Source organism: Kribbella pratensis (assembly GCF_004365355.1).
Classification (GTDB): Bacteria; Actinomycetota; Actinomycetes; order Propionibacteriales; family Kribbellaceae; genus Kribbella.
The window spans coordinates 1292118-1315059 of sequence record NZ_SODP01000002.1 but is presented as its reverse complement, the minus strand read 5'-3'; the positions used below and the strand labels follow the sequence as shown (position 1 = coordinate 1315059).

At 63.8% G+C, this 22942-nt stretch carries 29 protein-coding genes, 1 tRNA gene and 1 riboswitch; of the genes, 6 read left to right on the top strand and 24 right to left on the bottom strand.

From position 1 onward, the window contains the following. Positions 1-204, bottom strand: coding sequence for a sulfur carrier protein ThiS (gene thiS, locus EV653_RS23070; protein ID WP_134105784.1), 204 nt, complete (start codon positions 202-204; stop codon positions 1-3). Further along, positions 197-308, bottom strand: a riboswitch (TPP riboswitch). It overlaps the preceding gene by 8 nt. Before the next feature lie 64 nt (positions 309-372). Between thiS and EV653_RS23065 the strand changes: the two genes are divergently transcribed. Then, a complete protein-coding gene (locus EV653_RS23065) occupies positions 373-1374 on the top strand; it encodes a LacI family DNA-binding transcriptional regulator (RefSeq protein WP_166679521.1) in 1002 nt (333 codons plus the stop codon). Here EV653_RS23065 and EV653_RS23060 read toward each other — a convergent pair. The 3 genes from EV653_RS23060 to EV653_RS23050 all read right to left on the bottom strand — a co-directional run bounded on the left by EV653_RS23060 (position 1371) and on the right by EV653_RS23050 (position 5815). After that, positions 1371-3938, bottom strand: coding sequence for a glycosyl hydrolase (locus EV653_RS23060; RefSeq protein WP_134105782.1), 2568 nt, complete (start codon positions 3936-3938; stop codon positions 1371-1373). The genes EV653_RS23065 and EV653_RS23060 overlap by 4 nt on opposite strands. A 162-nt stretch (positions 3939-4100) precedes the next feature. Next, positions 4101-5045, bottom strand: coding sequence for an ArsR/SmtB family transcription factor (locus EV653_RS23055; RefSeq protein ID WP_134105781.1), 945 nt, complete (start codon positions 5043-5045; stop codon positions 4101-4103). Positions 5046-5101: 56 nt separating this feature from the next. Next, positions 5102-5815 carry a hypothetical protein gene (locus tag EV653_RS23050; protein ID WP_134105780.1) on the bottom strand — a complete coding sequence of 238 codons (714 nt, stop codon included), beginning with the start codon at positions 5813-5815 and terminating at the stop codon, positions 5102-5104. A 138-nt stretch (positions 5816-5953) separates the two neighbouring features. Between EV653_RS23050 and EV653_RS23045 the strand changes: the two genes are divergently transcribed. Next, positions 5954-6373, top strand: a complete 420-nt coding sequence (locus EV653_RS23045) for a pyridoxamine 5'-phosphate oxidase family protein (protein WP_134105779.1) — start codon at positions 5954-5956, stop codon at positions 6371-6373. 31 nt (positions 6374-6404) lie between these two features. Further along, positions 6405-6926, top strand: coding sequence for a YceI family protein (locus tag EV653_RS23040; protein WP_134105778.1), 522 nt, complete (start codon positions 6405-6407; stop codon positions 6924-6926). A 30-nt stretch (positions 6927-6956) separates the two neighbouring features. Here the strand turns inward: EV653_RS23040 and EV653_RS23035 are convergent, their stop codons facing one another. Together EV653_RS23035 and EV653_RS23030 are read right to left on the bottom strand one after the other, a co-directional pair. Next, complete coding sequence (locus tag EV653_RS23035; protein WP_166679520.1) at positions 6957-7586, bottom strand: G5 domain-containing protein; 630 nt, start codon at positions 7584-7586, stop codon at positions 6957-6959. 163 nt (positions 7587-7749) lie between these two features. Then, positions 7750-8736, bottom strand: a complete 987-nt coding sequence (locus EV653_RS23030; RefSeq protein ID WP_134105776.1) for an ArsR/SmtB family transcription factor — start codon at positions 8734-8736, stop codon at positions 7750-7752. 134 nt (positions 8737-8870) lie between these two features. On the opposite strand from EV653_RS23030, the gene EV653_RS23025 reads away from it, so the two are divergent. Then, positions 8871-8946: transfer RNA gene (locus tag EV653_RS23025), tRNA-Lys, on the top strand. Positions 8947-8988: 42 nt separating this feature from the next. On the opposite strand, the gene EV653_RS23020 is transcribed toward EV653_RS23025, so the two are convergent. From EV653_RS23020 to EV653_RS22960, 13 genes are all read right to left on the bottom strand, one after another. Beyond that, positions 8989-10152: a tyrosine-type recombinase/integrase gene (locus EV653_RS23020; RefSeq protein ID WP_238159974.1), complete on the bottom strand. Its 1164-nt coding sequence runs from the start codon at positions 10150-10152 to the stop codon at positions 8989-8991. A gap of 56 nt (positions 10153-10208) precedes the next feature. Continuing rightward, on the bottom strand, positions 10209-10400 hold the full coding sequence (locus EV653_RS23015; protein ID WP_238159973.1) for a helix-turn-helix transcriptional regulator: 192 nt from the start codon (positions 10398-10400) through the stop codon (positions 10209-10211). 32 nt (positions 10401-10432) lie between these two features. Then, on the bottom strand, positions 10433-12028 hold the full coding sequence (locus EV653_RS23010; protein ID WP_134105773.1) for a replication initiator: 1596 nt from the start codon (positions 12026-12028) through the stop codon (positions 10433-10435). 128 nt (positions 12029-12156) lie between these two features. Next, a complete protein-coding gene (locus EV653_RS23005) occupies positions 12157-12447 on the bottom strand; it encodes a hypothetical protein (RefSeq protein WP_134105772.1) in 291 nt (96 codons plus the stop codon). A 114-nt stretch (positions 12448-12561) separates the two neighbouring features. Next, the gene (locus EV653_RS23000) at positions 12562-13632 is read right to left on the bottom strand and encodes a hypothetical protein (RefSeq protein WP_134105771.1); all 1071 of its coding nucleotides are present in this window, start codon (positions 13630-13632) and stop codon (positions 12562-12564) included. After that, a complete protein-coding gene (locus EV653_RS22995) occupies positions 13629-13874 on the bottom strand; it encodes a hypothetical protein (RefSeq protein ID WP_134105770.1) in 246 nt (81 codons plus the stop codon). Before EV653_RS22995 ends, EV653_RS23000 begins: the two co-directional genes overlap by 4 nt. Before the next feature lie 298 nt (positions 13875-14172). After that, positions 14173-14400 carry a hypothetical protein gene (locus EV653_RS22990; protein WP_134105769.1) on the bottom strand — a complete coding sequence of 76 codons (228 nt, stop codon included), beginning with the start codon at positions 14398-14400 and terminating at the stop codon, positions 14173-14175. Beyond that, a complete protein-coding gene (locus EV653_RS22985) occupies positions 14397-14717 on the bottom strand; it encodes a hypothetical protein (protein ID WP_134105768.1) in 321 nt (106 codons plus the stop codon). The genes EV653_RS22990 and EV653_RS22985 overlap by 4 nt, the downstream gene beginning before the upstream one ends. Beyond that, positions 14717-14932: a hypothetical protein gene (locus EV653_RS22980; RefSeq protein ID WP_134105767.1), complete on the bottom strand. Its 216-nt coding sequence runs from the start codon at positions 14930-14932 to the stop codon at positions 14717-14719. Before EV653_RS22980 ends, EV653_RS22985 begins: the two co-directional genes overlap by 1 nt. Positions 14933-14936: 4 nt before the next feature. Continuing rightward, positions 14937-15785 (bottom strand): FtsK/SpoIIIE domain-containing protein, encoded by an 849-nt coding sequence (locus EV653_RS22975; protein WP_134105766.1) that lies wholly within the window; start codon positions 15783-15785, stop codon positions 14937-14939. Beyond that, positions 15778-16611 (bottom strand): hypothetical protein, encoded by an 834-nt coding sequence (locus EV653_RS22970; protein WP_134105765.1) that lies wholly within the window; start codon positions 16609-16611, stop codon positions 15778-15780. The genes EV653_RS22975 and EV653_RS22970 overlap by 8 nt, the downstream gene beginning before the upstream one ends. Before the next feature lie 126 nt (positions 16612-16737). Then, positions 16738-17100: a hypothetical protein gene (locus tag EV653_RS22965; protein ID WP_134105764.1), complete on the bottom strand. Its 363-nt coding sequence runs from the start codon at positions 17098-17100 to the stop codon at positions 16738-16740. 50 nt (positions 17101-17150) lie between these two features. Beyond that, positions 17151-17480, bottom strand: a complete 330-nt coding sequence (locus EV653_RS22960) for a hypothetical protein (RefSeq protein ID WP_134105763.1) — start codon at positions 17478-17480, stop codon at positions 17151-17153. A gap of 172 nt (positions 17481-17652) precedes the next feature. Between EV653_RS22960 and EV653_RS22955 the strand changes: the two genes are divergently transcribed. Further along, the gene (locus EV653_RS22955; RefSeq protein ID WP_134105762.1) at positions 17653-18498 is read left to right on the top strand and encodes a GntR family transcriptional regulator; all 846 of its coding nucleotides are present in this window, start codon (positions 17653-17655) and stop codon (positions 18496-18498) included. Continuing rightward, complete coding sequence (locus tag EV653_RS22950; protein WP_166679519.1) at positions 18495-19184, top strand: HAD family hydrolase; 690 nt, start codon at positions 18495-18497, stop codon at positions 19182-19184. The genes EV653_RS22955 and EV653_RS22950 overlap by 4 nt, the downstream gene beginning before the upstream one ends. A gap of 100 nt (positions 19185-19284) precedes the next feature. Here EV653_RS22950 and EV653_RS22945 read toward each other — a convergent pair whose 3' ends face one another. The 5 genes from EV653_RS22945 to EV653_RS22925 form a co-directional block, all read right to left on the bottom strand. Continuing rightward, positions 19285-19770 carry an HIT family protein gene (locus tag EV653_RS22945; protein ID WP_202871790.1) on the bottom strand — a complete coding sequence of 162 codons (486 nt, stop codon included), beginning with the start codon at positions 19768-19770 and terminating at the stop codon, positions 19285-19287. Continuing rightward, positions 19734-20174 (bottom strand): TIR domain-containing protein, encoded by a 441-nt coding sequence (locus tag EV653_RS22940; RefSeq protein WP_134105760.1) that lies wholly within the window; start codon positions 20172-20174, stop codon positions 19734-19736. The genes EV653_RS22945 and EV653_RS22940 overlap by 37 nt, the downstream gene beginning before the upstream one ends. Further along, on the bottom strand, positions 20167-20529 hold the full coding sequence (locus tag EV653_RS22935) for a hypothetical protein (RefSeq protein WP_134105759.1): 363 nt from the start codon (positions 20527-20529) through the stop codon (positions 20167-20169). The genes EV653_RS22940 and EV653_RS22935 overlap by 8 nt, the downstream gene beginning before the upstream one ends. Positions 20530-20653: 124 nt before the next feature. Continuing rightward, a complete protein-coding gene (locus tag EV653_RS22930; RefSeq protein WP_134105758.1) occupies positions 20654-21247 on the bottom strand; it encodes a toll/interleukin-1 receptor domain-containing protein in 594 nt (197 codons plus the stop codon). A 573-nt stretch (positions 21248-21820) separates the two neighbouring features. Continuing rightward, positions 21821-22684, bottom strand: a complete 864-nt coding sequence (locus tag EV653_RS22925; protein ID WP_134105757.1) for a DUF6602 domain-containing protein — start codon at positions 22682-22684, stop codon at positions 21821-21823. Positions 22685-22942 lie beyond the last annotated feature (258 nt).

The window sequence follows — 22942 nt, the reverse complement described above, 5'->3', positions numbered from 1 at the left end:
TCAGCCTCCCTGCGTCGCGCTGACGATCTCGACCCGGTCACCGGGCTGCAACGCGGTCTGCGCCCACTCGGCCTTGGTCAGCACGTTCTGATTCACCGCGACCGCGATCCCCGTGGTGCGATCGGAGTACTCCGTGATCAACTCGGCCACGGACTTGCCGGCCGGCACGTCAACCGCCGTACCGTTCACCCAGACGGATTCCATCGCGCTTCCTCCCTACGCCGGAATTACCCGATTCAGGTTCAGCGGTCGGTGACGGGACAGTCACCCTCTCAGCCCACTCCCTGCGAGCTCCCGCGGACCTCTCGACTATAGCGCCCTGGTGGCAAGGGGCAGTTATCGTGACCAAAAGTGCCTGGGGAGGGGAGCGTCTTGGCGAAGCGGGTTGCGATCTCGGACGTGGCGGCTCGGGCAGGGGTCAGTCCGACGACGGTTTCCCATGTGGTGTCCGGGCGGCGGCATGTGTCGGAGGTGACCCGGGCTCGGGTGCGGTCGGTGATGGACGAGCTTGGGTGGGAGCCGAACCAGCTCGCGCGCAGCCTGCGGATGCAGCGGACGCAGACGATCGCGCTGATCGTGCCGGACATCACCAACCCGTTCTACCCGTCGGTCGCGCGCGGGCTGCTCGACGTGGTCAGCGAGCCCGGGTACCAGGTGCTGATCGGCAACACCGACGGCTCGCCGTCGGCCGAGAAGGATCTGGTCGCGCGGATGGTGACTCGCAGTGTCGACGCGATCGTGTTCGCCGGCTACTACAGCAAGGCGGGTGATGTCGCGGCTGCCGTCGAGGCGGGGATCCCGGTGGCGCTGATGGGCGGGCGTCGAGCGTCGGTGGGGATCGACGTACTGACCTCCGATGATCTCGCGGCGGGGGAAATCGCTACGCGGTACTTGATCGGCCGTGGCTATCACCGGATCGCGTTCATCACTGGTCCTTCGGGCGACGGGCCGCCTGCCGATCGTGTGAAGGGCTACCGTCGTGCGCTGACCTCGGCCGGGCTGCGGTTCAACAGTCAGTTGGTCGTCCGCGAGGAGTTCTCCCGAGCCGGCGGTGCTGCGGGCCTGCAGAAGTTGCTCGAACTGCGCAAACCGCCGCGGGCCGTGCTCTGCACGAACGACATGGTCGCGATCGGCGCCCTCGATGTCGCCCGCGCCCGCGGCCTTCGTGTGCCTGATGACCTTGCTGTGATGGGTTTCGACGACATCGAGGCGGCAGCGCTGATCTCGCCGTCGCTGACCACGATCGCGGGCGATCCGCGCGAGCAGGGTCGCGCGGTCGGCCGGGTTCTGCTGGGCAGGCTGGAGGGGACGGCTTCCAGCCTGCCGCAGCGCATTCTGTTCGCGCCTTCCGTCGTACCGCGGGAATCCGCCTAGGGCGCGGTGACCGACGTCACGGTCGAGCCCGAGATGTACGTCGGCCAGACGCCTACCGTGACGGTGATCTGGCCGTTCGCGTTGGGTGTCATCGTGCTGGACAGGCCGTAGAGGCTCGTGACCTGGACGGGGCCGGTCGCGTTGACCGTCACCGTCGAGTTGGATCCGGACGCGGCCCAGATCGCGCGGAACGGCGTACCGTCGTTCGCCGCGTAGACCTGGTCGATCAGGCCGTTGCCCGGGTTCTCCTTGCCGAGGAACGTCGCGCCGCGGAGCTGACGTGCGGCTGTCGCATAGGCGACGTACGACGGCTTGGGCGTGTACTTCCCGAGCGCGTCGGCCTCGTTGTGCACGAGCCCGAAGTTGTTCTCCGCCGCGGCCGGATCGATGCCGTCGTTCTTGAAGTCGTACATGTAGAACCGGTCGACATCGTGTCCGGGAACGTTGAGCATCTCGCGCGCCATGTACATCGCCTGCGTGGGCTCGTCGACCGGTACCGCGCTGCCGGAGCCGGTGTACCAGCCCGCCTCGGTGATCCAGATCGGCTTGTCGACGCCTCCGTTGTACTGCCGGATCGTCGCGCGCACCTGATCGATCGCGGTACCGAGACTCTCGGGCGCGTGCAGGAAGTTGTACGGGTGGATGGACACGACGTCGAGGTACTTCAAACCGCCCAGCTGGCAGAAGGTCGTGAACCAGTCCTGCTGCGTCACGTCGGTATCACCGCCGCCGACGATGGTGAGAGCGGGATGGGTGGCCTTCAGCTTCGTGTACGTCGCTTTGAGCAGTGCGAGGTAACTGTCGGGGGATTTGTTGGCCGGACCGGCTGCATTGACGTCCCACTCGTTCCACACCGCCAGGTTGTGGATCTGCGGGTACTGGTTCGCGAGCGCGTTGGCGTAGTTGGCGAACGCGGTCCGGCCGGCGTCGGTGTACGGCGCGTTGAAGAGCTGATCGGGGCAGTCGTAGAGGCAGTTGCCGTAGTCCGCGACCATGAGCGGGTCGAGACCGTTCGACTGGTAGGACTGCAGGTACGTGGTGACCTTGGCCGGGAACGCGTACGTGCCGGCGGTTGTCTCGGCGGCGGACCAGTACGCCTCATCTCTCGCCGTTCGAGCACCGGCCTGGCTTACCAACGGGATGAGGTCAGGCGCCCAAGAGCCGGCGAAGTGCGTGCCGACCCCGTTGTACGACGCGGGCGTGGTTGCGGCGACCGCATCGACGTTGACGGAGGCCGTCGTGCCGCCGCCGATGATCAGGCTCTTGTCCAGCGTGAGCATGATCGCCTTGGCGGGACCGTGCCAGACGCCGTCGTCGGCGCCGCCGAAGTGCAGGTAGGCGGTGCCTCCGTTGAAGGTGGTGACATTGAGCTGCTGCCACGCCGTGGAGCCGGACAGAGTGAGCCGTTGCTGGTGGACCTGGCCGGTCGCATCGGTCAGCCGGAGACCGATGGCTGACAACTGACTCGTCTTCACCCAGAGGCTGAGCGCGGTCAGGTTGATCGGGACGAGGTTGCGCTGGATCGCGACGTAGTTGCCGCCGCCCGTGAAGTCACCAGAGAGCTTCGCGGACTGCGCGCCGGACTGCGGACCCGTCGTGTCGTAGGTGAGGTTGCCGGTCGCGCCGGGGAACTCGCTGCCGGGATAGAACGACCAGCCTTCCGCCGCGCTCTCGTAGTCGCCGAGGGGTGTCGTCGGCTTGGTCGACAGGGCGTTGAGGGTGAAGTCGTCGAGGCTCACGCTGCTGCTCGTCGCGCCGGTGATCGCACCCTTGTCGAGAACGATCTCGAGGCCCTTGGCGGGACCGTGCCAGACGCCGTCGTTGGCGCCGCCGAAGTGGCCGTACTGCTTACCGCCGTCGAACCGGGTGACGCTGAGCGGCTGCCAATCAGTTGCCCCAGACAACGTTAGGCGCTGCTGATGGACCTGGCCGGTGGAGTCGGTGATGCGGAAGGTGAGGAAAGACAGGTTCGGGGACTTGGCCCAGAAGCTGACGCTGGATGCGTTGACCGACGGGAGGGTGCGGTTGACGCTGACGTAGGCACCGCCGGCGCTGAAGTTTCCGGACAGTTTGCCTGAGCCGGTGCCGGAGTGGTTGTCGGTGGTGTCGAGTGCGAAGCTTCCCGTAGCGCCAGGGAATTCGCTGCCTGGGTAGAAGGTCCAGCCTTCTGCGGTGTTCTCGAAATCGCCGACCCGGTTGGTGGTGAGGCCGGCGATCGACGCCGTATTGAGCGGGCTGAGGATGGCGAAGGTCGTTTGTGCGCTGACTGTGCCGGCCTGGACGGTCAGCTTGTACCAGCCGCGGGTGGTGACCGAGACCTGCAGCGTGCTCGCGGCGGCCTGGCTGCCGGTGGCGACGACGATGCCGTTGACGTCGGCCGCCGACCACGTCACCGAGGACGCATCGGTGCTGAGGCCGATCTTCACCTGCTGGCCGTCGGTGAACACGTTGCCGAGGGTGAGGGGAGCGAGGGCGAGGGTCGCCGCGTGGGCCGGGACTGTGGTGCCGATGGTGCCGAAGCAGAGGAGGAGAACTCCGAGAACGATGGCAAGACTACGTCTCATGCCGACTCCTTGAATCAGGGCGGTGTAGGTGAGACGTCGGCTGCCACGACGTGATGCAAATCGATTTGTACTATCGCTGTGGGTGATCGCGGTGTCAACAGCTCAGCTTGGCTCTGCTCCCGTCAGCTGACGGCTGCTCCTGTCAGCTGAGGGCTGTTCCCGTCAGGCGAGCTCGGCTCCGGTCAGGAGGGCGGCGAGTTCGGTCGGGCGGTACAGCACCTGTTTGCCGGTGCGTTGCGGCTCGACCAGACCGGTACGGCGGAGCAGTTGCAGATGCTGGCTCACGGCCGACGGCGTCACTTTCAGCTCGCCGGCCAGGTCGGTCGTAGTGCGCGGATGCGTCAGCAGCTCGAGAATGTGCGCGCGAGGCGTACCGATCAACTGGGCCAGATCTTGCTGTGAGGGCGGCTCGACGACTGACCACAGGTTGGCTTGGCCGCGTGGCGGGTAGCCCAGTATCGGGTCGGCTCCGGGGTCGAACGGGATCACCGCGTGCGGTCCGAACAGGCTCGGCTGCAGCACGAGTCCGCGGCCGTCGACAGCTTCGGTCCGGCTCACGGCTGCTACGCGGTCTACCTTGAGCAGTCCGTCTGCGTAGGTGATCGCGGGTGCCAGTCCGTTGAGCATGGCGCCGGTCCCGTGCTGGGTCAGGACGTGGCCGCGGTAGCTGATGTCGGCCGAGAGCAGAGTGCGCATCCGGTCCCAGTACGGCGCCATCATGGCGTCCCAGTACTGATGGAGTGCCTCGATGACCTTGTCGATGGTCAGGTCTGGCGGGAGCTCACCGTTCACTGCGACGACCTGCCGCTCGAACGTTTCACGGTCCACATTGGCGATTACCTGCAGCTCGTCGGCGAGCTGGGTGAGCGGGGAGGTCGGCCGTGGTGTCAGGAAGTCGGGGCTTCCCATCGTGTCGTTGACGAGCCACCGCAGTACGTCCCAGTCGAGCTCCGCGACGCGAGGCTGGACCGCCCTGATCCAGCCCAGCTGCAACGGGAACCGGCCCGGCTCCCGCAGCGCGCGCAGCGACAACACCATCTCCGCGACCGGCGACACCGCAAACCGCACCTCCGCCAGATCACGCGAAGTCAGCTCGTATGTCAGCACCCCAGTCCCTCCGCCGATGTAGCCCGATCCTAAATCGACAGTCCGTTCTGCCCCGACTACCGGTGTCCCACCCCGTCGTCCGACGCCGATCCCGACCGCCGCTCGCCATGCCCGCCTCTGTCGTTGCCGGGTTCGGTGCGTGCGTGCTGACCGCCTTTGTCGTCGTTGGGCTCGATGTGCGTGACCGGCCGTCCGTTGTCGTCGCCGGCTTCGCTGGTCCGGTGCGAGGACGGCGTACGCAGGCCGCCTTTGTCGTCGCCGGGTTCGGTGTGCGCGCGCTGACCGCCCTTGTTATCCCCGCGCTCGGCGTGTGCGCGCAGGCCGCCTTTGTCGTCCCTGGGCTCGGTGTGTGCGTGCCGACCGCCTGTGTCGTCGCCGGGTTCGGGGTGTGCGCGCAGGCCACCTTTGTCGTCGCCGGGTTCGGTGTGCGCGCGCTGACTGCCCTTGTCATCCCCGCGCTCGGTGAGTGCGCGCGGGCCGCCGTTGTCGTCGCCGGGCTCCACGTGCTTGACCGGCCGGCCGTTGTCGTCGCCGGCTTCGGTGGTCCGGGGCGAGGACGGCGTACGCAGACCGCCGTTGTCGCCGCCAGACTCAGTGATCCGGTGGTGCTGCCCGGCTTTGTCATCGACCGACCAGGCTGCGGTGCCGATGCCGGCCGTCGCCCCGAGGACGATCACAGCCGCACCCGCCCAGGCGAGGTACCTCCGCGACCCCACTCCACTCGCCCGAACGCTCTGCTGGTTCACGCTGTTCTGCTCATCAGTTGTCATGCCTCGATGCTCACGTGCCACGACGGGCACCGACCATCGGACCTTGGTCGTACTACTCCTGGCCGACAACGTGCCGAATCCCGGTAACTGTCGGTGGGTAGTGGCAGGGTCCATGTCGACGAGAGAAGTGGAGGAAGCATGGGTTTTCGCACGATGGACGACGACGAAGCCGCGGAGTTTCTCGCGCAGCCGCTTGTTGCTGTGCTGGCGATCGACGATCCAGGCTGGTCGCCGCATGTGACGCCGGTGTGGTTCCATCACCTGCCCGGAGAGAACAGATTCCAGGTGATGACGCCGGCGAAGTCGAAGAAGGCGAGGCTGCACCGCGAGGGGTCGGGCGAGTTGTCGCTCTCGGTCCAGACAGCCGACGGACCAACCGCGAAGTACCTCAATATGCAAGGTGTGGCCCGGCTGCTTCCGCTGAGCCCCGATCTGCTCAACGCGATGGTGGAGAAGTACCTGCCGGAGGAGTTCCGCGCGGCGTACCTGGCCGATCCCCCCGAGGACTCGATGTTCGACATCACTCCGCGACGTATCACCACGGGGGTCATCGGCTGACACTTCGACTCGCTGTCTCGTCGTACCCGGCATGACCACTACGACGCGACTGAGCGAGCTCAATGGGGATTACGTGCTCGACACCGGGCGGACACGGATCGGATTCGTCGCGCGCCACCGGATGGCCACCCGGGTGCGCGGGCGGTTCGACCTGTTCGAAGGCGCCGTGCACCTCGACGGCGACGAGCCGAGCAGGTCGAGTGCGCAGCTCACGATCCGGGCGGAGAGCCTCGAGACCGGCAATGAACGGCGCGATGCCCAACTCCGCAGGGACTTTCTCGGCGCGGCGACGTACCCGATCATTACCTTCGTCTCGACGAAGGTCGAGCAGGTCGGCTCGACGACGTTCGACGTGACGGGAGACCTGACGATCCGAGGCGTGACGCATCCGGTGACGGTGCCGTTCGAACTGACCGGCACCGACGACGGCGTCGCCTTCGCTGCCACGGTGACGATCGAGCGCGCCCGTTGGCGGGTGAACTGGAACGCGTTCACCACGGCACTTGTCGGCCCGACCGTGGTCCTCGACCTCCAGGTCGTCGCGACGGCTTAGTCACCGCGACGTTCTGGCCTTCGCGACGGCTTAGTCTTCGCAGGCGATTCCGTCGTGATCGGCGTCCAGGCGGTACTTGTCGGTGCCGATGACCTCGATCGGACCTTCGACGTACTCCGGGCCGTTGCCGCTGCCGCCTGAACAGTCAACATCGCTGGCGATCGGGACGCAGCCGGAGTAGTTCGGGTCGCAGCCCGAGGACTGTTCCGGCTCGTCGACCTTCGTACCGACGGCGGTGATCTGCGTACGCGGCTCCTTGGCAACCTCCTGCCTGAGCAGGTGTTTCGCCGTCTGTACGCCGTTCACGAACGTCACGCGGTAGGTCAGTCGACGCGTGCCGTTGACGCCTGCGGTGCGGATCATCTTCTCGCCCTTCGCGAGCGAGTCGTCGGTGACCGTCCTCTTCTTGAACGGGATGGTGCGCAGCTCGACGACCTCCTTCGACGTGGTCGTGGTCGTCCGTGTCGGTGTCGGTGTGGCCTTGGTGATCGGCTTGGGCGCGGTCGTGGGTTGGCTGATGACCGGCGATGGTTGCGGTGTAGTGGTGACGTGGACGCTGGCGATCGCGGCCGGCTGGCCGGCCGTCGTACCCGAGTCCGCTCCACATCCAACGGCGAGTACGCCGACCGCCGCGATCAGCGCAGCACGAATGAATGACACGGTGTTCCCCCCAACCCGCCGTCGGTTCCCCCCGGCGGCGGGATTGTCAGCGCCCGGACGACCCGGGCGAATTCTGATCTGTACCACCATCCCGAACGCGGGCGCGAGGGCTCACGGCGGACCGGGTTGGTTTTGTGACCTGCCGTGCGTTACCGGCCATGGATCAGTGATAGGCGCCCGACAGCAGATGCGAGCCGATCGGGCTGATCGTGTGCCGCACAGCGCCGCCCGCGCGCCGTGTCGTCACCAGCCCGGTCCGATGCAGCACGCGTGCGTGCTCGCTCGCGGAGGCCAGCGAGATCCCCGCGCGGGCCGCGAGTTCGCTGGTCGAGCACGCGCCGGCCGAGATGGTCCGCAGTACCGCTGCCCGCGTCCGGCCGAGAAGATCCGCGACGGCGCGCTCGGGATCGGCGTACTGCTCGATCGGCTCGGCCCACGCCGGGTCGTGCTGCACCGGATAGACCAGCACCGGCGGAAGGCTCGGGTCGGCGGGCATGATCGGGTGCCGCCAGCAGAAGTACGACGGCACCAGCCGCAACCCGCGTCCGTCGAGGTCCAGCTCGCGATCGATATGCCCCATATCGACATGCAAGTACGGCGGCTGCCACTGCAACACCGGATGCAAGGTCCCCGCGAGCGACTCGAACCCGCCGGTCGTCACGGTATCGCTGTGAACCTTCACATCCCGGCTGATCATTGCGTTGATAACCGGCATCAGCGGCGCGATGTTCGTCCGATGAAAATGCTTCAGCCCATGACAGAGCTTCGCCAGTACGTCGGGATCGCCGGCCGCGAGCCGCCGCGTCCAGTTCGGCAACCGCACCTGCTCAGCAAGGATGCTCAACTCGGCCGCGAGCCGCTCCGGCGGCGTCGCCGCGACCGCCGCCAGCCCCGCGTCCAACCCGTCCGCCGACTCGGCCGGCGTCAGAAAGTCCGGCGAATACCCGACCGGCTGCGCCAGCACCATCAATTCCCGCTCGAGCGCCGTCAGCCGCGCCCGCGTCCGCAGCCGCCAAGCCCCGAACAAGTCAGGCTCGTCGTCGGTCTGCACCATATGCATCCCGAGCAACACTTCCCACAACGGATCCGGCTCCCGCGCGATCGTCGTACGAGCCAGATCAGCACACCCGAACTCGATCCGAAAACCCACAACGCGTTCCTCCCCCGAGGATCAGCAGTCTCACCCTGCCCCAACTCCACTACACAGCGTAAGCGCCCCCAGGGTCACACCCCACCCAAGCAATCCCACCCCAAACCTGACACACTGTTCCCCTCACCAACTGAGGGCCTCTAGCTCAACTGGCAGAGCAGCGGACTTTTAATCCGCGGGTTGTGGGTTCGAGTCCCACGGGGCCTACCAAATGCCCAGGTCAGGGCACACATGACCGCAGCGACCACTCCCTCAGCCCACACTTTTGCCACCCTTTTGCCCGTCCGGCTCTTCTGCGAGGCCAGTACCGAGCACCGCGTTGAGGGCTTCGACGGCACCGGCGTTGCGGATCTTCCGACCGAGGTATCCGTCCTGCGTCATCGAGACTCGGCTGTGCCCGAGCTGGTCCGCGATCTGCCGTGCCGAATGGCCGGCATCGTCCAGCAGGGTCGCGAGCGTCTTGCGGAAGTTGTGTGACTTGACCCACTCCAGCGACTCGATGTCGGCCCGCACCTTGCGGAGATCCCGGAGCGTGTTGTTTGGGTCGCGAAATCCGCCGATGCTGTTCGGGAACACCGGCCAATCGAGCTTGACCCCTGCCGAGAATCTGCGACGGAGCATGTCAAGAGCCCGATCAGGAAGGCCAAGAGTTCGCTCTCCGGCCTCAGATTTGGTTACGCCTCTGACGAGGCCTTGCCCAGTGACCCGGCCAATCGTCCAGTCGATATCTACCACGCCAGCCGACAGGTCCACGTCGGCCCAGATGAGTGCCAGAGCTTCGCCGATCCGGACGCCGGTACTGAGCATGAACAGACTCAGGTCGGGAATGTCCGACTTCACAGCGCGCTCATTCTCTGAGACTGACTTGAGCCACAACTCGACCTGCTCGACGGTCAGGGATCGGGCGAGCTTCTTTCTACGTGAACTCTCGATCCGTCGAATCTCGCGGACGGGATTGGCGTCAAGTGGTCCACTCCGAACAGCCACACCCATCACGCCGGACGTCACGCTCCTGCAGAGCTTGGCGGTTGGGACCCCGGATTTCGCCTTGACCTTGTGGATGAACGTGTCCACGCGAGCGGTGGTCACCTCTGCGAGCCGAAGTTCCCCGAGTGCCGGACGAACGTGCTTTTTCAACACCGACTTGTAGCTCTGCACGGTCCGTGGTGAGCGAGAGCCGTCCTGCACGAGTTCGTCAATCTCCTGGACCCATGCGTCGGCTACCTCGTTGAAGCGGTGATTCGGTGTCCACGTACCAGCTTTGCCCATCTTGGCACGCTCCCGCAGGGCGTTCTGCAACTTCGATGTGGCGGCGCCCTTGGTCTTGCCGCGCCGTTCGACGCGAACGATCTCGCCATTGAAGTCCCGAAAATTCGCGATCGCGCGGTGTGCCTTGCGGCCCTTGGAGTCGGTCACCTCGTGCGTTCGGATCTGTCCCCAGGTTCCGATGGGGAGCGGCTCTCTCGCCATAGCTACGCAGCCCCGTCGAGCGACTTAAGCCAGCCGTAAACGACTTCCTGTTGGTAGCGAACGTATCGACCGATGCGAACGCCTTTCGGGCCATATCCAGTCGTACGCCACTTGTACAGAGTCGGCACCGGTACGCCGAGGAACTCGGACAGGTCCTCGATGCTCCACAGCCGATCGTCTCGATGCTTCGGCACAGGCACTTCATTCCTCCTTTGACAGTTACGTGTCAGTCGTTGTTCTCGGCGAGTAATTCCTTCACGAGTCGTCGGTGCTCACGAGCTTTGGCGGCTGCGGTGTTGGCGAGCAGCGCGTCACCGGTGGTTTTCCAGCCGGTTCCGGCGTAGGTGAAATTGCCGACGATGAGGGTTGTTTCGGTGTCGTCGGTGTGGTCTTGGGTGCGGTGGTGGTCGCGTCGCCAGTGGGCGCGGGCTTCGCGGAGTGCTTTGAGGGTGGTGGAGTACTGGCGGGATTTGGTGGAGAAGTGGCCGCCGAAGCCGAGCATGTGTGCCCACTTGCGGAGTCGCCGGTAGGACAGGCGTCCGGAGTTCTTGGCGGCTTCTTGCTCGTCGAGGTCGGAGCCGGGGTGTCCGAGTCGCCAGCAGGCGTCGACCAGTCGGCCGGCGTGGCTGTACTGGTTGGCGTACCGGTTGACTGTCGCGGCGGTGAGGCGTGCGGAGGAGTGTCCGGTAGCTTCGGCACCTTTGGTGGCGTACTTGGCGAGGTACCCGGCGACGGCGGTGTCGGTGATAGCACCGTCGACGGCTTGCCGTACCGCCCGTACGTCGAGCTGGGTTCCCCAGGAGATCAACCAGCCCTCGGGGTTGTCGGGGTGCGGCAGCGAGTGGAACCGGGTGGTGATGGCGGCGCGGCGTACCGCGTCAGCAAGCATGGTGAAGGTCGCGGCGCAGGCTGGAGGCTCGATGACGCTGGGGTCGAGTGGGTCGACTCCGTCGAGGCGCATGAGGGCGTGGAAGTGGGCGACGCCGCGCGCTTGGAGCTCGGCGACCTTGCCGTAGGAGAGCTTGACGGTCGCGCCGTGCTTCTTGGCTTCGGTGCGGAGGATGTCTTTGGCGCGTTCCATGGTGCGTCGCCAGAGTTCGCCGGACAGGGCGTTCCAGACGACCTGGTGGTCGTGGTCGTAGCAGTCCAGGCACAGCGGCGTGCCGAGGATCTTCTCGCCGTCGCGGTGAGTCTGGTGGCACCTCAGGTCGACACCATGGGGGCACATGTCCCGTTCGCGGCGAGGTCGGCAAGGCCGGTTGCGGACCTGGCCACCTCGAGCGCGGATCGCCCGGGTGCCGTGCACAGGACCGAAGGTTGGGGCGGTGAAGGTGACGAACACGGACGGGTGCTGAGCCACCGTCGTAGGGATGCCCTTGCCGCCCTGGAGACCTGCCAGAACGAGCTGGTAGGTGTCGCGTCGGTAGGTCTCTGCACAGGACGGGCAGACGGCGGCACGGCGGTTTCCGCAGGCTTTGTAGATGACCTGTCCGGGCATGTCGTCGGTGTGCCGGGTGGAGATGATGCGGCCGGTGCGTTCGGAGACGACATGGGATTCGCCGCGTAGCCGGATGGGGGCGACACAGCCGCCTGCGGAGGCGGTGTGGTCGAGCCAGGCGGTGTAGTCCGCGGTTGATGCTGCCCGCTGGAGGGCGTGTTCGACGGCGGTGGTTGGGGTGTTGCTGTTGTCCGTTCCGGGGATGAACTTCCGTCCGGACTTGGGTTCGTGGACGGAGAGGAGTTCGATGCCGCCAAGGAGCCCGGTGAGTACGTCGATTGCTGTGGCAGTGTCGTCGGGTGCGCCGTTCTGCGTGTGCGTCATTGTGGGGCCTCCTCTCGGGTGTTGAGCCGGTGGACGGGAAATCTTGCTGGCCGGCCAGCAAGGTTTCGGAGGTGCTGGTGGGGGCGGGGCGGAAAGATCTGCGGTTGACCGGTGTTGACGGTTACGTGTCACGCGGCGGTGGGGCCGCTGTTGCCGGGTCGCGCGGGGTCGAGGGTGGCTGCGCCGAAGAGTTGGTATCCGCAGCCGGGGCAGTAGCGGCCTTCGGTGTGTCCGTCGACGGCGATGACGGTGTAGTCGTCGCCGGGTTCGAGGACAGTGGGGCACCAGTCGTGTCCGTCCAGGTGGTCGTTGGCGACCCAGTCGCAGAGAAAGGTGCTGTCGGCAACGGCGTGGTAGACGGTGACCTCGGCGTAGGCGTTGATGTAGGTCTGGTGGTCGAGGTTGTGGATGGTGGTCATGGTCTATGCCTCCTGTATTGGTTGTCGGTGGGTGGTTCGGTGTTCACCCCCGTCTCCGGAACCCCGTGGATTCCGGAGGCGAGAGCCAGCAACGAACCGTGGTTTCGCTTGGTGTTACTCGTCGGGTTCGAAGGTGGATTCGCAGACGCCGCAGGTGATGTCTCCTTCTTCGAGGACTGCTTTGGCGACGCGGATGCGTCGTGGGCATTGGCATGCGCACGCGATGGCGTTGTTGTTGTTCTTCTTGGAGGTGCCGGCCACCATTTCGGGGTGGCGGTAGGCGATGAGCGCCTTCTTCAGTTCGGTGAGAACGCTCTTGTAGGTGGTCGCGGTTTCCTTGCGGAGGGTGCAGGGAGACCAGCCGATGCGTTCGTCTTTGGTGGTGTCGAGGCCGAGTTCGGAGGCGAGTGCGGCGAACTTCTGGTTGTGCCAGCGACCTTGACGGCTGGTGTCTTTGATCTCGCGGACGTTGGCGAGAGCATGTGCGGCTTCGTGGAGCAGCGTGGTGAAGACTTCTTCGACGGGTCGTTTGAGTCCTTCGCCGGAGATGAGGACTTCGGCGAGTGCTTGTTCGCCGTGCTGCCAACGAGCGGCGGCGAAGTGTCCGTATTTGGCTTGTTTGCTGGCGGTGCCGGAGCCGACGATGACGACGACGGCGGGGATCTCTTTGTGGTTGGTCCGGATCGCCGTCCAGGCGGTTTCGAGTGCGGAGACCAGTTCCGCGGTGGTGTATTCGTCTTGACGCTTACGTGTCAGTCGAGCCTTCGGTGACCCGGTCCGGGTCTTCGAGCCGTTAACGGCAGTGGCCTTCTTGGCTCGTTTGATGGTGACCGAGACGGCCGGGTGGCTGCCGCCAGTGCCGAGTTCCTTCAGCTTGTTGCGTACGGCAATCAGCGATGTGTAGCCGTGAGCACGTCCACCTTCGGAGGCCCGCACGGTGTCCATGTGGGCTTGGACCGCCTTGTGAGCGGCAGTTGGTGTGCCGTTAAAGACGGCGGTGGTCTTCGTGACCGTCCAACCAGTAATGCCAGACAACGCTTGGGTGTTGTGGTTGGTCAGGCCGGTGAGCTTGGTCGTGGTCGCGGGCTTGGCAGCAACCACGGGAGCCGGGACCGGAATGGCCGGCATATCGATCAGGTCGAGTTGGCCGGGAACCTGGATCACGGGCGTGAGGTCGATGGTCATCGTGTGCTCCCGCTGGCAGCGTCGCCAGAGAAGTGCTCCGAGAGCATGCCGTCGATGGACCTAACACGCTGTTCGTTGTCGTGAGCCCACGTGTTTTCGAGTGAGTCGAGTTCGAGTTCGAGATCGTCTGCGTCGTCGTCTCGAAGTGACACCGATGCGTGATCGGCGAGCCGTGTGATCTTGGCTTCCGGGTGGGTGCTGCTGGTGACGCGGTACTTGCTGCTTCGGTAGGTGGTCACCATTGCTCTCCCCTTTCGTGTGCTTGGGTTTTGGCGCAGATCAGGTGACAGGGGCGACCGGTGTAGGGATCGCGCATGAAGGCGTTGTGTCCGCAGATGTCGCAGGGCCAGGGGTCGCCGACTCTCGTGTGTGCCCAGTCCTCGGCTCGCTCGGAGCGGTGCGTCTTCTTGGACGGGGCCTTCTTCGTGACCGGCTCTGTGGCCGGCGTGGTTGTTGTTGGTGGGAGGTCTGATGGTTCGACCGGCATGGCCTGCTGGCCTTGACAGTTACGTGTCACGCGGCGTTTCGTTGCCGCGCGCCTCATTTGCTTCCGTCCCAGACCGAGAGGGTTGCGTCGATGTGCATCTTGAGGTCGTAGACGTCGTTCGACACGACCGCGGCGTAGTACAGGTACTCGTCGTCGTTGGGGTCTTCCTCGCGGTTGTACCGCTCGTGTGAGAGAACGTCGTCGTATAACGCCTGCATGGCGCTGCTGATCAGTCGGTGGTGGTTGCGGACGAGTTCTTCGAGGGTTCGGATTCGGCTCATGGCTGGTCCTCCGTCCACTCGGTGGGGATGTAGATCTCGTCTTGGTTGCGGGTCACGTTCTCGGCGATGTGGTCGACCTGGTGGTCTTCGAGGAGTTGTCGGGCTTCGTAGAGCGCGTCGATGAGTTGGCTGATCGCGGTGACGGAGCCGGTGATGAGTTCGATCTCGATCGGAGTCCCGCCGAGGTCGATCGCGACGAGTGGGGTTTCGCCGTTGCAGGCAAGGTTGATTCCGGCAACGGAGTTGTCGGTGAAGTCGTAGCCGACGATGATGCGGTCTTCGCGGTCGCCGCCGTTGGCGTCGTAGTAGGAAGTCATCAGGCCACCTCGGAGGTCTGCCGGATGACGTAGGCGCGTTGCCACGAGCCGTTGTGTGCCCAGCTGGTGCGGCCTGCTGACCAGCACACGCCGCAGCGGCGGGGTTGGTTGGGTGAGTAGGCGAAGGCTCCGCAGTCGTGGAGCCAACCGGTGTTGCCGTCGTTGTCGTGGACGCTGGTGAAGGCGTCGGGGGGAACAGGCTTGACGATGATCATGGGGTTATGCCGCCTTCCGGAGGTGTACTGCGCGGCGGACGATCTGGTTAACGTGACGGTCGTTGAGGTAGGCCGTCTTGAGTCGGCGCGGGAATCCGCCTTCGGCGCGGAGCAGTCCGACGCCAAGGGCTTCGGGTTCGATGTCCACGGCGGTGTGACCTTGGGAGGCCCAGCCGGTGCCGAGGATGATGTCCGAGCTGGAATCGGTCGCACACCGGAACGCGAGCCGGTAGCCGAACAGGTCCCGCAGCGAGGTCGGGACGATGTCAGCGGATGGCCGCTGGGTGGATGCGACGGTGATGATGCCCGCAGCGCGGCCACGGGCGACGATGTCGCGCACCAGGACGCGGAACTCTTCTTGCTGTTCCTTGGTGCCTACGGTGACGGTGAAGTACGCCAGCTCGTCGATGCACAGAAGCTTGGCGCGGAAGCCGTCGCCATCGACGATCTTCTTGCGGCCCGTGCGGGCCAGGTGCAGGTAGCGTTCATCGAGGTCGTCTTGCAGGGTGTGCAGGACTCGCAGTGCCTTGCGCATGTCGTTGCCGACGAACTCTTTCGCGACGGGCGCGTACGGCAGTAGTTCGACGATCTTGCCGTCGATGAGGACCAGGTCCACGTCCGAACACAGTGCGGCGTGGGCGACGATGTTGCCTTGGGCTACGGACTTGCCCGCGCCGGGTTCGCCGCCGATGAGGATATTGCGATACATCAGGGTCACGTAGACGGGCTTGCCGCGTGTATCGAGGCCCAGGTAGATCGGGTTGTAGATCGAGAGCGCACCCTTGGGTACGGGGGTGGCCCCCGGCTCGCGCCGGGGGAACACCTTGAAACGAGTGGCTTTGAAGCTAGACATAGTCGGACACGTCTTCTCCGTTGGCGCCCAAGATCACCGTCTGGCTGTCGTTCACGGCAGCGGTGGTCTTGGTCTTGGATGTTCGAGTACGGGTCTCACCAGTGCCGGTTTTGGCCGGCCTTTCGGTGGTGAACTCGTCGGGGACGCTGTCTGTGTTGTCGGGCGTGAGGAACGCCATGACTGCGTCGTCGGCGACGGCCGCTTCGGGCACGCCGCTGGTGTCTTCGAGCAGTGGCGAGTCGATGGTCTTCGCCAGGGGGTCGCGACGGTCGATGTCGATCCGCACAATGGCGGCGTTGCGCTTCGACCGGGCGATGGTGGCCTTGCTGGCCCAGCAGGCAGACGCCAGGCTTTCGGCCTTGTTGTCGAGGTCTTCGACCGACTGTCCGGGACGCATCCACAGCCAGACGACCTGACCGGTCTTCGTGGCAAAGCAGCCCAGGATGAACGGCAGGTTCCCTGAGTAGTTCAGGACCCGCATCTCGATCAGGCAGGCGCGCAGGCGGTGCCGGGTGGTGACACACCAGATCCGGTTCATGGCGAACCGGCGTGCAGGGTTGTCGGTGACGATCCAGCCGCACAAGACGACGATTAACAGGGCGTTGAGCCACAGTGGGTTCGACTGGAAGTAGCCGGTGATCGCGCTGCCGTGGGCGATGACGATGTAGGCGATCGCGGCCAGGACGTAGAGTTCCCAGCGCCAGCGCCAGACGGTGAGCAGCAGTTTGACCGGCCAGGACTGGTTCGGCCGGGTGATGGTTTCGATCGCACCGCGTGCGGTGCTGCGCGCTCGACCAGAGGAGCGCTTACGGGTAGATTTGGGCATGACAAGACCTCCCTCATAGGGGGTTGCGTCAGGAGAGACACGAAGCCGGGAAAGGTTTCCTAGGCCAAGAGCCCGACTTCGTGTCCAGTTCCAGGGAGCGGCCCTTTCGAGGGCCGTTCTTGGTTTCTAGCTGTTGGAGCTGAGCGGTGTTGACACGTAAGCGTCAACGACGGTGGCTCCACCCGATTCCGCGGGCGAGGCCGACTTCCAGACCGCGTACGCGTAGTCGCGTGCGGCGCACAGATCGAGGCGACGATCACAAGCCTCGCGGTACAGATCGAGCAGTTGCCAGAACGCCTCCGAGGCGTAGACGGCCGTAATGTCGTTGCTGATCGCAACGACCGGTTCAGCCCGGTTCAGGCTGTCGGCGATTGCCTTGTCCAAGAAGACGATCACCAGTTCGATCTCGATGATTTCGTTGCACTTGGCCACGTACTCGGACCGTGCTTGATTCGCTGTGATGGTTCGATGTTCCATCGATTGCGACATGACTACCCCTCTAACTGAGCAGTTGCACGAAGTCACGGGACGTGTGGAGATCAGGCCTTGGCGTTGGTGGCGTTCAGGGCCTTCGCCTTGTACGCAACACCGTTCTTCCCGTTGGTGGCCCACGGGATGGCTTCCAACTCGACCGGCACGACGACAGCGCCAACGGTCACCTTCGGGGCAGTGTTGCCCGCCAGGGTCACGTTGATCACCTCGCCGCCCGACACGTCGAGCACCATCACCTGGACAGTCCACAGGAGCTCATCGGTGTTCCGGTCCGTCTTCTGACGACCCGGACGCCCCTTCTCGCCCTGCTCTCGCTTCTCCTCCACTGCCCGGCAGACCGTGAACGTCTTGCCCGTGGTGTCGATGTTCAGCTTCATCAGGAATCGCCCTCCTAGGCGTTAGATCGGCACCCTCATCGGTGCCGCTGAGCAAGCGAGCTAGCCTCGCTAGTCAGATTTGATGTGGCCTAAGCTACCTAAGCTGCCTAGCCAGGTCAAGAACCTGGATGCGTTTTCCCTAGGCTGCCTAGCCAGGCGTTAACCTGAGGGTATGGAGCTTGACCCGAACGACCCGCGTCCGCCGTATAAGCAGGTAGCCAACACACTGCGTGCGGCGATCCTCACCCATCGATACAACGCGGGCGAGAAGCTGCCATCGCAGAACGACCTCGCGACCCAGTTCGGGGTTGCCCGGATGACAATCCAGCAAGCGCTCCGCCTGCTGCGAGACGAGGGGCTGATCGTCTCTCGTGCTGGCAGCGGGGTGTATGTCCGCGATCGTGCCGATCAGGCCGTGGGGCTACGCCCGTCCATCGAGCGCGCATTCGAGCACCCTAGAGTGACCATCGACTTCGCAGGTCTCACAGGAGAGACCCTGCTCGGGGCGCTAGAAGAGCCCGTCGATCGGATCCGACGCGGGCGACTGACTCCGGAGTCGATCAGCGTTCGGCTGCTGATCCCGGACATGTCACAACCGTTGGCCGTGCCATCTCGGGCTGGCCGCAAGCCAGGGGACGACCCCGCAGTCCGTGGACGCGCCGAGCAGATCGCACACCGATCGGCCGGCCAAATCATTGAGTCCATCGAGGAGCTCGGCAAGATCGGCTTGGTTCAGAAGACCAACGTCGAGTGCCGTGTCATGAGCCTCCCGATGATGTTCAAGCTGTACCTCCTCAACGAGGAGGAGGTCTTCTTCGGCTTCTATCCCGTGGTTGAACGGGACGTCCGTATCGATGGGAAGAACGTCCCCATCTTCGATGCCGTAGGTAAGGACACCGTGCTTTTCCATCACTCAGTTACCGATGACGACCGGGCTACCGGTTCGCAATACGTCGACCAGGCTCGAATCTGGTTCGAGAGCGTCTGGGGCACCATCAGTCGGACCCACACGCCGTGACCGGCGAATCCCCTGCCTCTGTCTTCCGCCGTACCCAAGCCGTGCTCCTGGACTTCGACGGTCCCGTATGCTCGGTGTTCGCGGGCTACCCGGCGACACAGATCGCACAAGAACTAAAGGCGCTCATCCAAGACGCGCTAGGTCACCTTCCTCGACCCATCGCCGAGGCTAATGGTCCGCATGAGGTTCTGACGGCGACCGCCTCCTTCGGCGACGACCTCTGGCGACGAGTAGAGCAAGCCCTCCAAGCCGCTGAAATCAAGGCCGTGGAGAGCGCTACGGCAACCCCAGGTGCAGACGCGTTCCTTAGTGCATGTGGTGCCTCAGATCGCCACGTAGCGATCGTGAGCAACAACTGCGAGGCGTCTGTCCGTACTTACCTCGATCACGCTGACCTCGCGTCCCGAATCCAGCACATCCAGGCCCGGGATCCACTTCATGTGGACCGGATGAAGCCGAGTCCATTCCTCCTCGAGCAAGCAGCCCGAGCCCTCGCAGTCAGCCCGCCGCAGGCCGTCCTGATCGGAGATCAAGTCAGCGACATCAAGGCCGCACTAGCAGCCCGCTGCGGGAGCATCGGATACGCCAACAAGCCAGGAAAGTCGGACGACCTTGCGGCGGCCGGCGCCGATTCCATTGTCGAGGACATGAACCTCCTGGCTATTGCCGTCTCCGACCTTGCTTAGCGACGACACCCTGTCATGGGACAAGTTCACTCACGACTTCTCGGGTCTCGATCTGTGGCGCGCCTCGCGCTTCTCTATCAGCAGCGAATCGCACGGAGCATCACGACGATCCGGTTCGCCATGCGTCCCTGATGCTCGCCGCGACCTTCGACAGGTCCACGCCGTCGTCGGCAGACGAATCCGGCCAAATTGTGCCGAATCCGTCACCTGACCATCGCGGCACTAAGTGAAGGTGCAAATGGAAAATACTCTGCTCTGCGGCGGCGCCTTTCGAGGTAATGAGATTCATCCCATCCGGTGATAAAGCCAATTCGATCGCGCGGCCAACTCTCACGCACTGTCCCGTCAGGCTGCCAGCCAGTTCTGGGGACGCCTGCCAGAGATCGCTGACATGAACCCTCGGTATTACCAACGTGTGGCCGATCGTTGCCGGATGCAGTGGAAAGAATGCGATCCAATCTTCGCCCTCCGCGACAACCTGAGCCGGGTGCTCGTCACCATGCGCGATGCGGCAGAAAGAGCAATCATCAACGCCTGGCGACCTGGCAGTCACCTGCCTGCCGCCGCCGCTGCCTTCTCTATCCACGCGGCCATATTAGCGTAGCCACTGTCGCTGTTCCATCGATAGAAGTCGTAGCCTGCAGGCATTCTGCCACAACAATCAGTCGTCAGACCGTTAAGGTCTTTAATCTTTGAAACATCGATCCCTAGCAGGCCGTGCCCAAGGTACTCGCTGCGTTCAATTTCATATTTAACCCAGCGGCTCTGATTCGTATGTGCGCCGACTAATACGACCGTAACCGAGGTTCCATCCATCTGTTCATCAATCCAACGCTTAATCGCAGAGTCGCCGATCCTCTTCAGCTTCTCAAACTCGGCGGCGTCGACAAAACCACGTGCCGACCGATCCTGCGTAACCCAACTGTTCCTGACCACCATTGCACGGGAAACATCGTCGTACTTGAAGCTAAAGAATGTACGCCTAGCCATTGGTTACCTTCCGAAAGTAGATGGCCGCAATCACATCGATCGCTACTATTGTGCCGTAGAACAGAACCAAGTGCCATCGCAGCATCGTCCGAAGCCATTTACGAAATGCTTTTGTCTTATCTACTGACATTACGTAATCAACGGGTTGCGACGCTGGCGCCTCGGCTACCTTGTTATGCAAGGCAACGAACCCGCGCTCAAGCCATAAATAGTAGCCGTCCATGGCCCAAAATAGCGTCGTCGACGTCACCGCGAACACTAGTAATGCACGTCTGTCGCCGATCGCGGCAAACGCTGCAAGACCGCTCGCGACTGAGACTGCCCATCCTTTGAAGAGGAACGAATTCTTCGACATCCGTATGATACTGCCTTGGATGAACTCAAGGTGCTTGACTCGGGCCTCGCTGAAGTCCTCCTCAGGAGGAGGGCCAGTTTTCTCTGACTCGCGTAGCGCCCTAGCAAGACGCCTAATCACCGAACTATCGTCCATTTGCGAGCCGCTTGAAGGACGAGGTTGCCCTGCCTAGATCTTCTAGGGACTTCCACTGTGTGCCATCACCTGGTCCGCGGACCACATATGGAAGCAGTCGACCGCTCTCACTTTTCAGCTCCTCGACGCGCGGATAGAGACCGAGGTACTCCTGTCCGGCTGGCTTCACGCCTGGGCCACTGACCAACGGCATGATTCCGATCGACTGACCACTGCGGTAGCCATCGAAATACCCAAGCTCCCAAGGCATCCACTTGGATGTTGTCGACGATTCCGAGTATGCGTAGACAAGGGACAGCGACTGCTTCATTCGCCTTCGGAGTAGATCGGCAGTCTCAGCAGTCACCGAACTGCGATCCAGCTGCGCATCCTCTATCCAGTCGACGTAAACGGTTCGTCCGGATCTTTCGAGGATCTTCTTGACACCCAGGATTATTTCGGCGTCCCGGAAGCTGTGGCTGAGGAAGATGTCATAGCTATCCAGCTTCGCCGACTTGCGGAGCGCTTCTCGCGCCCCGCCGAACACCACGGACCCAGCTCTACGGCCTTCAGCTCGAACCTCTGTCACCGTGTAATACGTCACGAGTAGCACCCTTTCGACCCCACCATCAGTTCCCCCCGATGGCTCAGGTCGTTGATGCTATCCCAAGTCTGCTTTTCCGTCGCGAGCGAAACCCGTTCTCAATCGGCTGCCAAGCTGCTGCTACCTGACAAGTTTCTCTACGTCTTCAAGACGGGCCCTTCCAGGGCCCGAAAGCGCGCCGCCACCGCAGGACGGGACGCCTGCCTCCCGCTCCGCTTCGCTCCGCTTCGCTGCGCTCCCGGCGCGTCCCTTGGCTTGGCGCGCACGTGCCAAAGGGTGCCGGTCGAAGACAGCAGACCTCGCCATCAACGATCCGACACCCCTGCCGGCGCATCACTCGCCGAAAGGCCGGCCACTCACCTTCGCCTGCTGGCCCACGCGCGAGTTCGCCGGTGGGTCCCGCATCGCCCCGACAGCAATCATGGAAGGGATCGGTGCGGCACGGCACGCGTCAAGGGCAAGTCGCTCCGCTCCACTCGCAAGCTCGACCCTTGACCCGCACCGCACCGCACCTAAGGGCGGCAGCTATCGGGGCGATGCGGGAGGTCTGCCCGTGCGCTTGACACGTAACTGTCAAGACGTCCCGGAGGCATCCGATTCGTTGGGCCACTCCGGCGCGGGCGAGCGGTTGAAATGACGAACGCCAAGCAATGAGGTGCTCATATACGGCGCAATATCGATCGGAGGCATCCAGGAATTTACAAAGCGGATATAAAGTTGAAACACTGCGGTGAGTATCACATCGCCAGGCGAATTGGGCTTCAGGAACACCAACTCCGTGCCCGGCACGGGAGAGCCAATGAGATTGAAGGGCAAATCTCGACGGCTCCAAAGCAGCGATCCCTTATCGAGTACGTAAATTCCATCGGGCCACAGATTGGGATCATGCCTCTCGCACCATTCAACAACATGGCGGGCCAACGTACCCATGGAAATCGTCGACGTATACGCGAAGACGTATCCGGCGGTCTGCTTACCGGCGCCAGCGTCCGCATGAGCAGGCCCGCGTAAGCCGGTATCTGCATAATAGGCCGTCTTGGGGAGATCCTTCACGCGCGCAATCTGATCGCATGCATTGAGGACTTCCTTTTTCGTGAGCCTCGATTTGACTTCGATCACCCCAAAAACGCATTCCACTGGCACAACTTGGTGACTGTCGCTCACAAGAAACGGCGGCGTTACCGGATCAGAGATCAGAATGTCACACTGTCCTGACGTACGTCCGTCAACAGATACGACTTCGCTGCTGCCCAGTACGGAAACAGTCCGTGGCATCCGTTCGCTTAGAAAGATGCGAATTGGATCCTCACGTGACGCTCCGCGAGCGCCACGATGCCTGATGTGGGCGGTCTCCTCGAATGCACCCTGCAGCTTCTTCGCCGATGCGCGGAGGATCTCGGGAAGCTTGCCCTGACCCGAAGCGTCCGTTGATGACATGCCGCCATCATCCCCATTCACCAGAGCAGCGACTAGCGCTCGCTGCCCCTGCGCGCGGCCTGTTGCGTGGCATCGCTTGGCCATACATCGATCGGCCGCAGGTGGTAGTCGGCAAACCAATCCTCGACGGAACGCCCCTCCCGATGATCTGGAACATAGACCACGCAGGCCGCCCAGCCGCCAGAGTTGGTCTGTCGCCACTCCAGAATCAGGCCGGGCCACGGCCCGCGCTCCCGAGCCGTACGCAGCACCCAGCAG

Coding starts and splice junctions, on each gene's coding strand:
- thiS (WP_134105784.1), bottom strand. CDS start 204: ATGGAATCCGTCTGGGTGAACGGTACGGCGGTTGACGTGCCGGCCGGC.
- EV653_RS23060 (WP_134105782.1), bottom strand. CDS start 3,938: ATGAGACGTAGTCTTGCCATCGTTCTCGGAGTTCTCCTCCTCTGCTTC.
- EV653_RS23050 (WP_134105780.1), bottom strand. CDS start 5,815: ATGACAACTGATGAGCAGAACAGCGTGAACCAGCAGAGCGTTCGGGCG.
- EV653_RS23045 (WP_134105779.1), top strand. CDS start 5,954: ATGGGTTTTCGCACGATGGACGACGACGAAGCCGCGGAGTTTCTCGCG.
- EV653_RS23040 (WP_134105778.1), top strand. CDS start 6,405: ATGACCACTACGACGCGACTGAGCGAGCTCAATGGGGATTACGTGCTC.
- EV653_RS23010 (WP_134105773.1), bottom strand. CDS start 12,028: ATGACGCACACGCAGAACGGCGCACCCGACGACACTGCCACAGCAATC.
- EV653_RS23005 (WP_134105772.1), bottom strand. CDS start 12,447: ATGACCACCATCCACAACCTCGACCACCAGACCTACATCAACGCCTAC.
- EV653_RS23000 (WP_134105771.1), bottom strand. CDS start 13,632: ATGACCATCGACCTCACGCCCGTGATCCAGGTTCCCGGCCAACTCGAC.
- EV653_RS22995 (WP_134105770.1), bottom strand. CDS start 13,874: ATGGTGACCACCTACCGAAGCAGCAAGTACCGCGTCACCAGCAGCACC.
- EV653_RS22990 (WP_134105769.1), bottom strand. CDS start 14,400: ATGAGCCGAATCCGAACCCTCGAAGAACTCGTCCGCAACCACCACCGA.
- EV653_RS22985 (WP_134105768.1), bottom strand. CDS start 14,717: ATGACTTCCTACTACGACGCCAACGGCGGCGACCGCGAAGACCGCATC.
- EV653_RS22980 (WP_134105767.1), bottom strand. CDS start 14,932: ATGATCATCGTCAAGCCTGTTCCCCCCGACGCCTTCACCAGCGTCCAC.
- EV653_RS22975 (WP_134105766.1), bottom strand. CDS start 15,785: ATGTCTAGCTTCAAAGCCACTCGTTTCAAGGTGTTCCCCCGGCGCGAG.
- EV653_RS22970 (WP_134105765.1), bottom strand. CDS start 16,611: ATGCCCAAATCTACCCGTAAGCGCTCCTCTGGTCGAGCGCGCAGCACC.
- EV653_RS22965 (WP_134105764.1), bottom strand. CDS start 17,100: ATGTCGCAATCGATGGAACATCGAACCATCACAGCGAATCAAGCACGG.
- EV653_RS22960 (WP_134105763.1), bottom strand. CDS start 17,480: ATGAAGCTGAACATCGACACCACGGGCAAGACGTTCACGGTCTGCCGG.
- EV653_RS22955 (WP_134105762.1), top strand. CDS start 17,653: ATGGAGCTTGACCCGAACGACCCGCGTCCGCCGTATAAGCAGGTAGCC.
- EV653_RS22940 (WP_134105760.1), bottom strand. CDS start 20,174: ATGGCTAGGCGTACATTCTTTAGCTTCAAGTACGACGATGTTTCCCGT.
- EV653_RS22935 (WP_134105759.1), bottom strand. CDS start 20,529: ATGTCGAAGAATTCGTTCCTCTTCAAAGGATGGGCAGTCTCAGTCGCG.
- EV653_RS22925 (WP_134105757.1), bottom strand. CDS start 22,684: ATGTCATCAACGGACGCTTCGGGTCAGGGCAAGCTTCCCGAGATCCTC.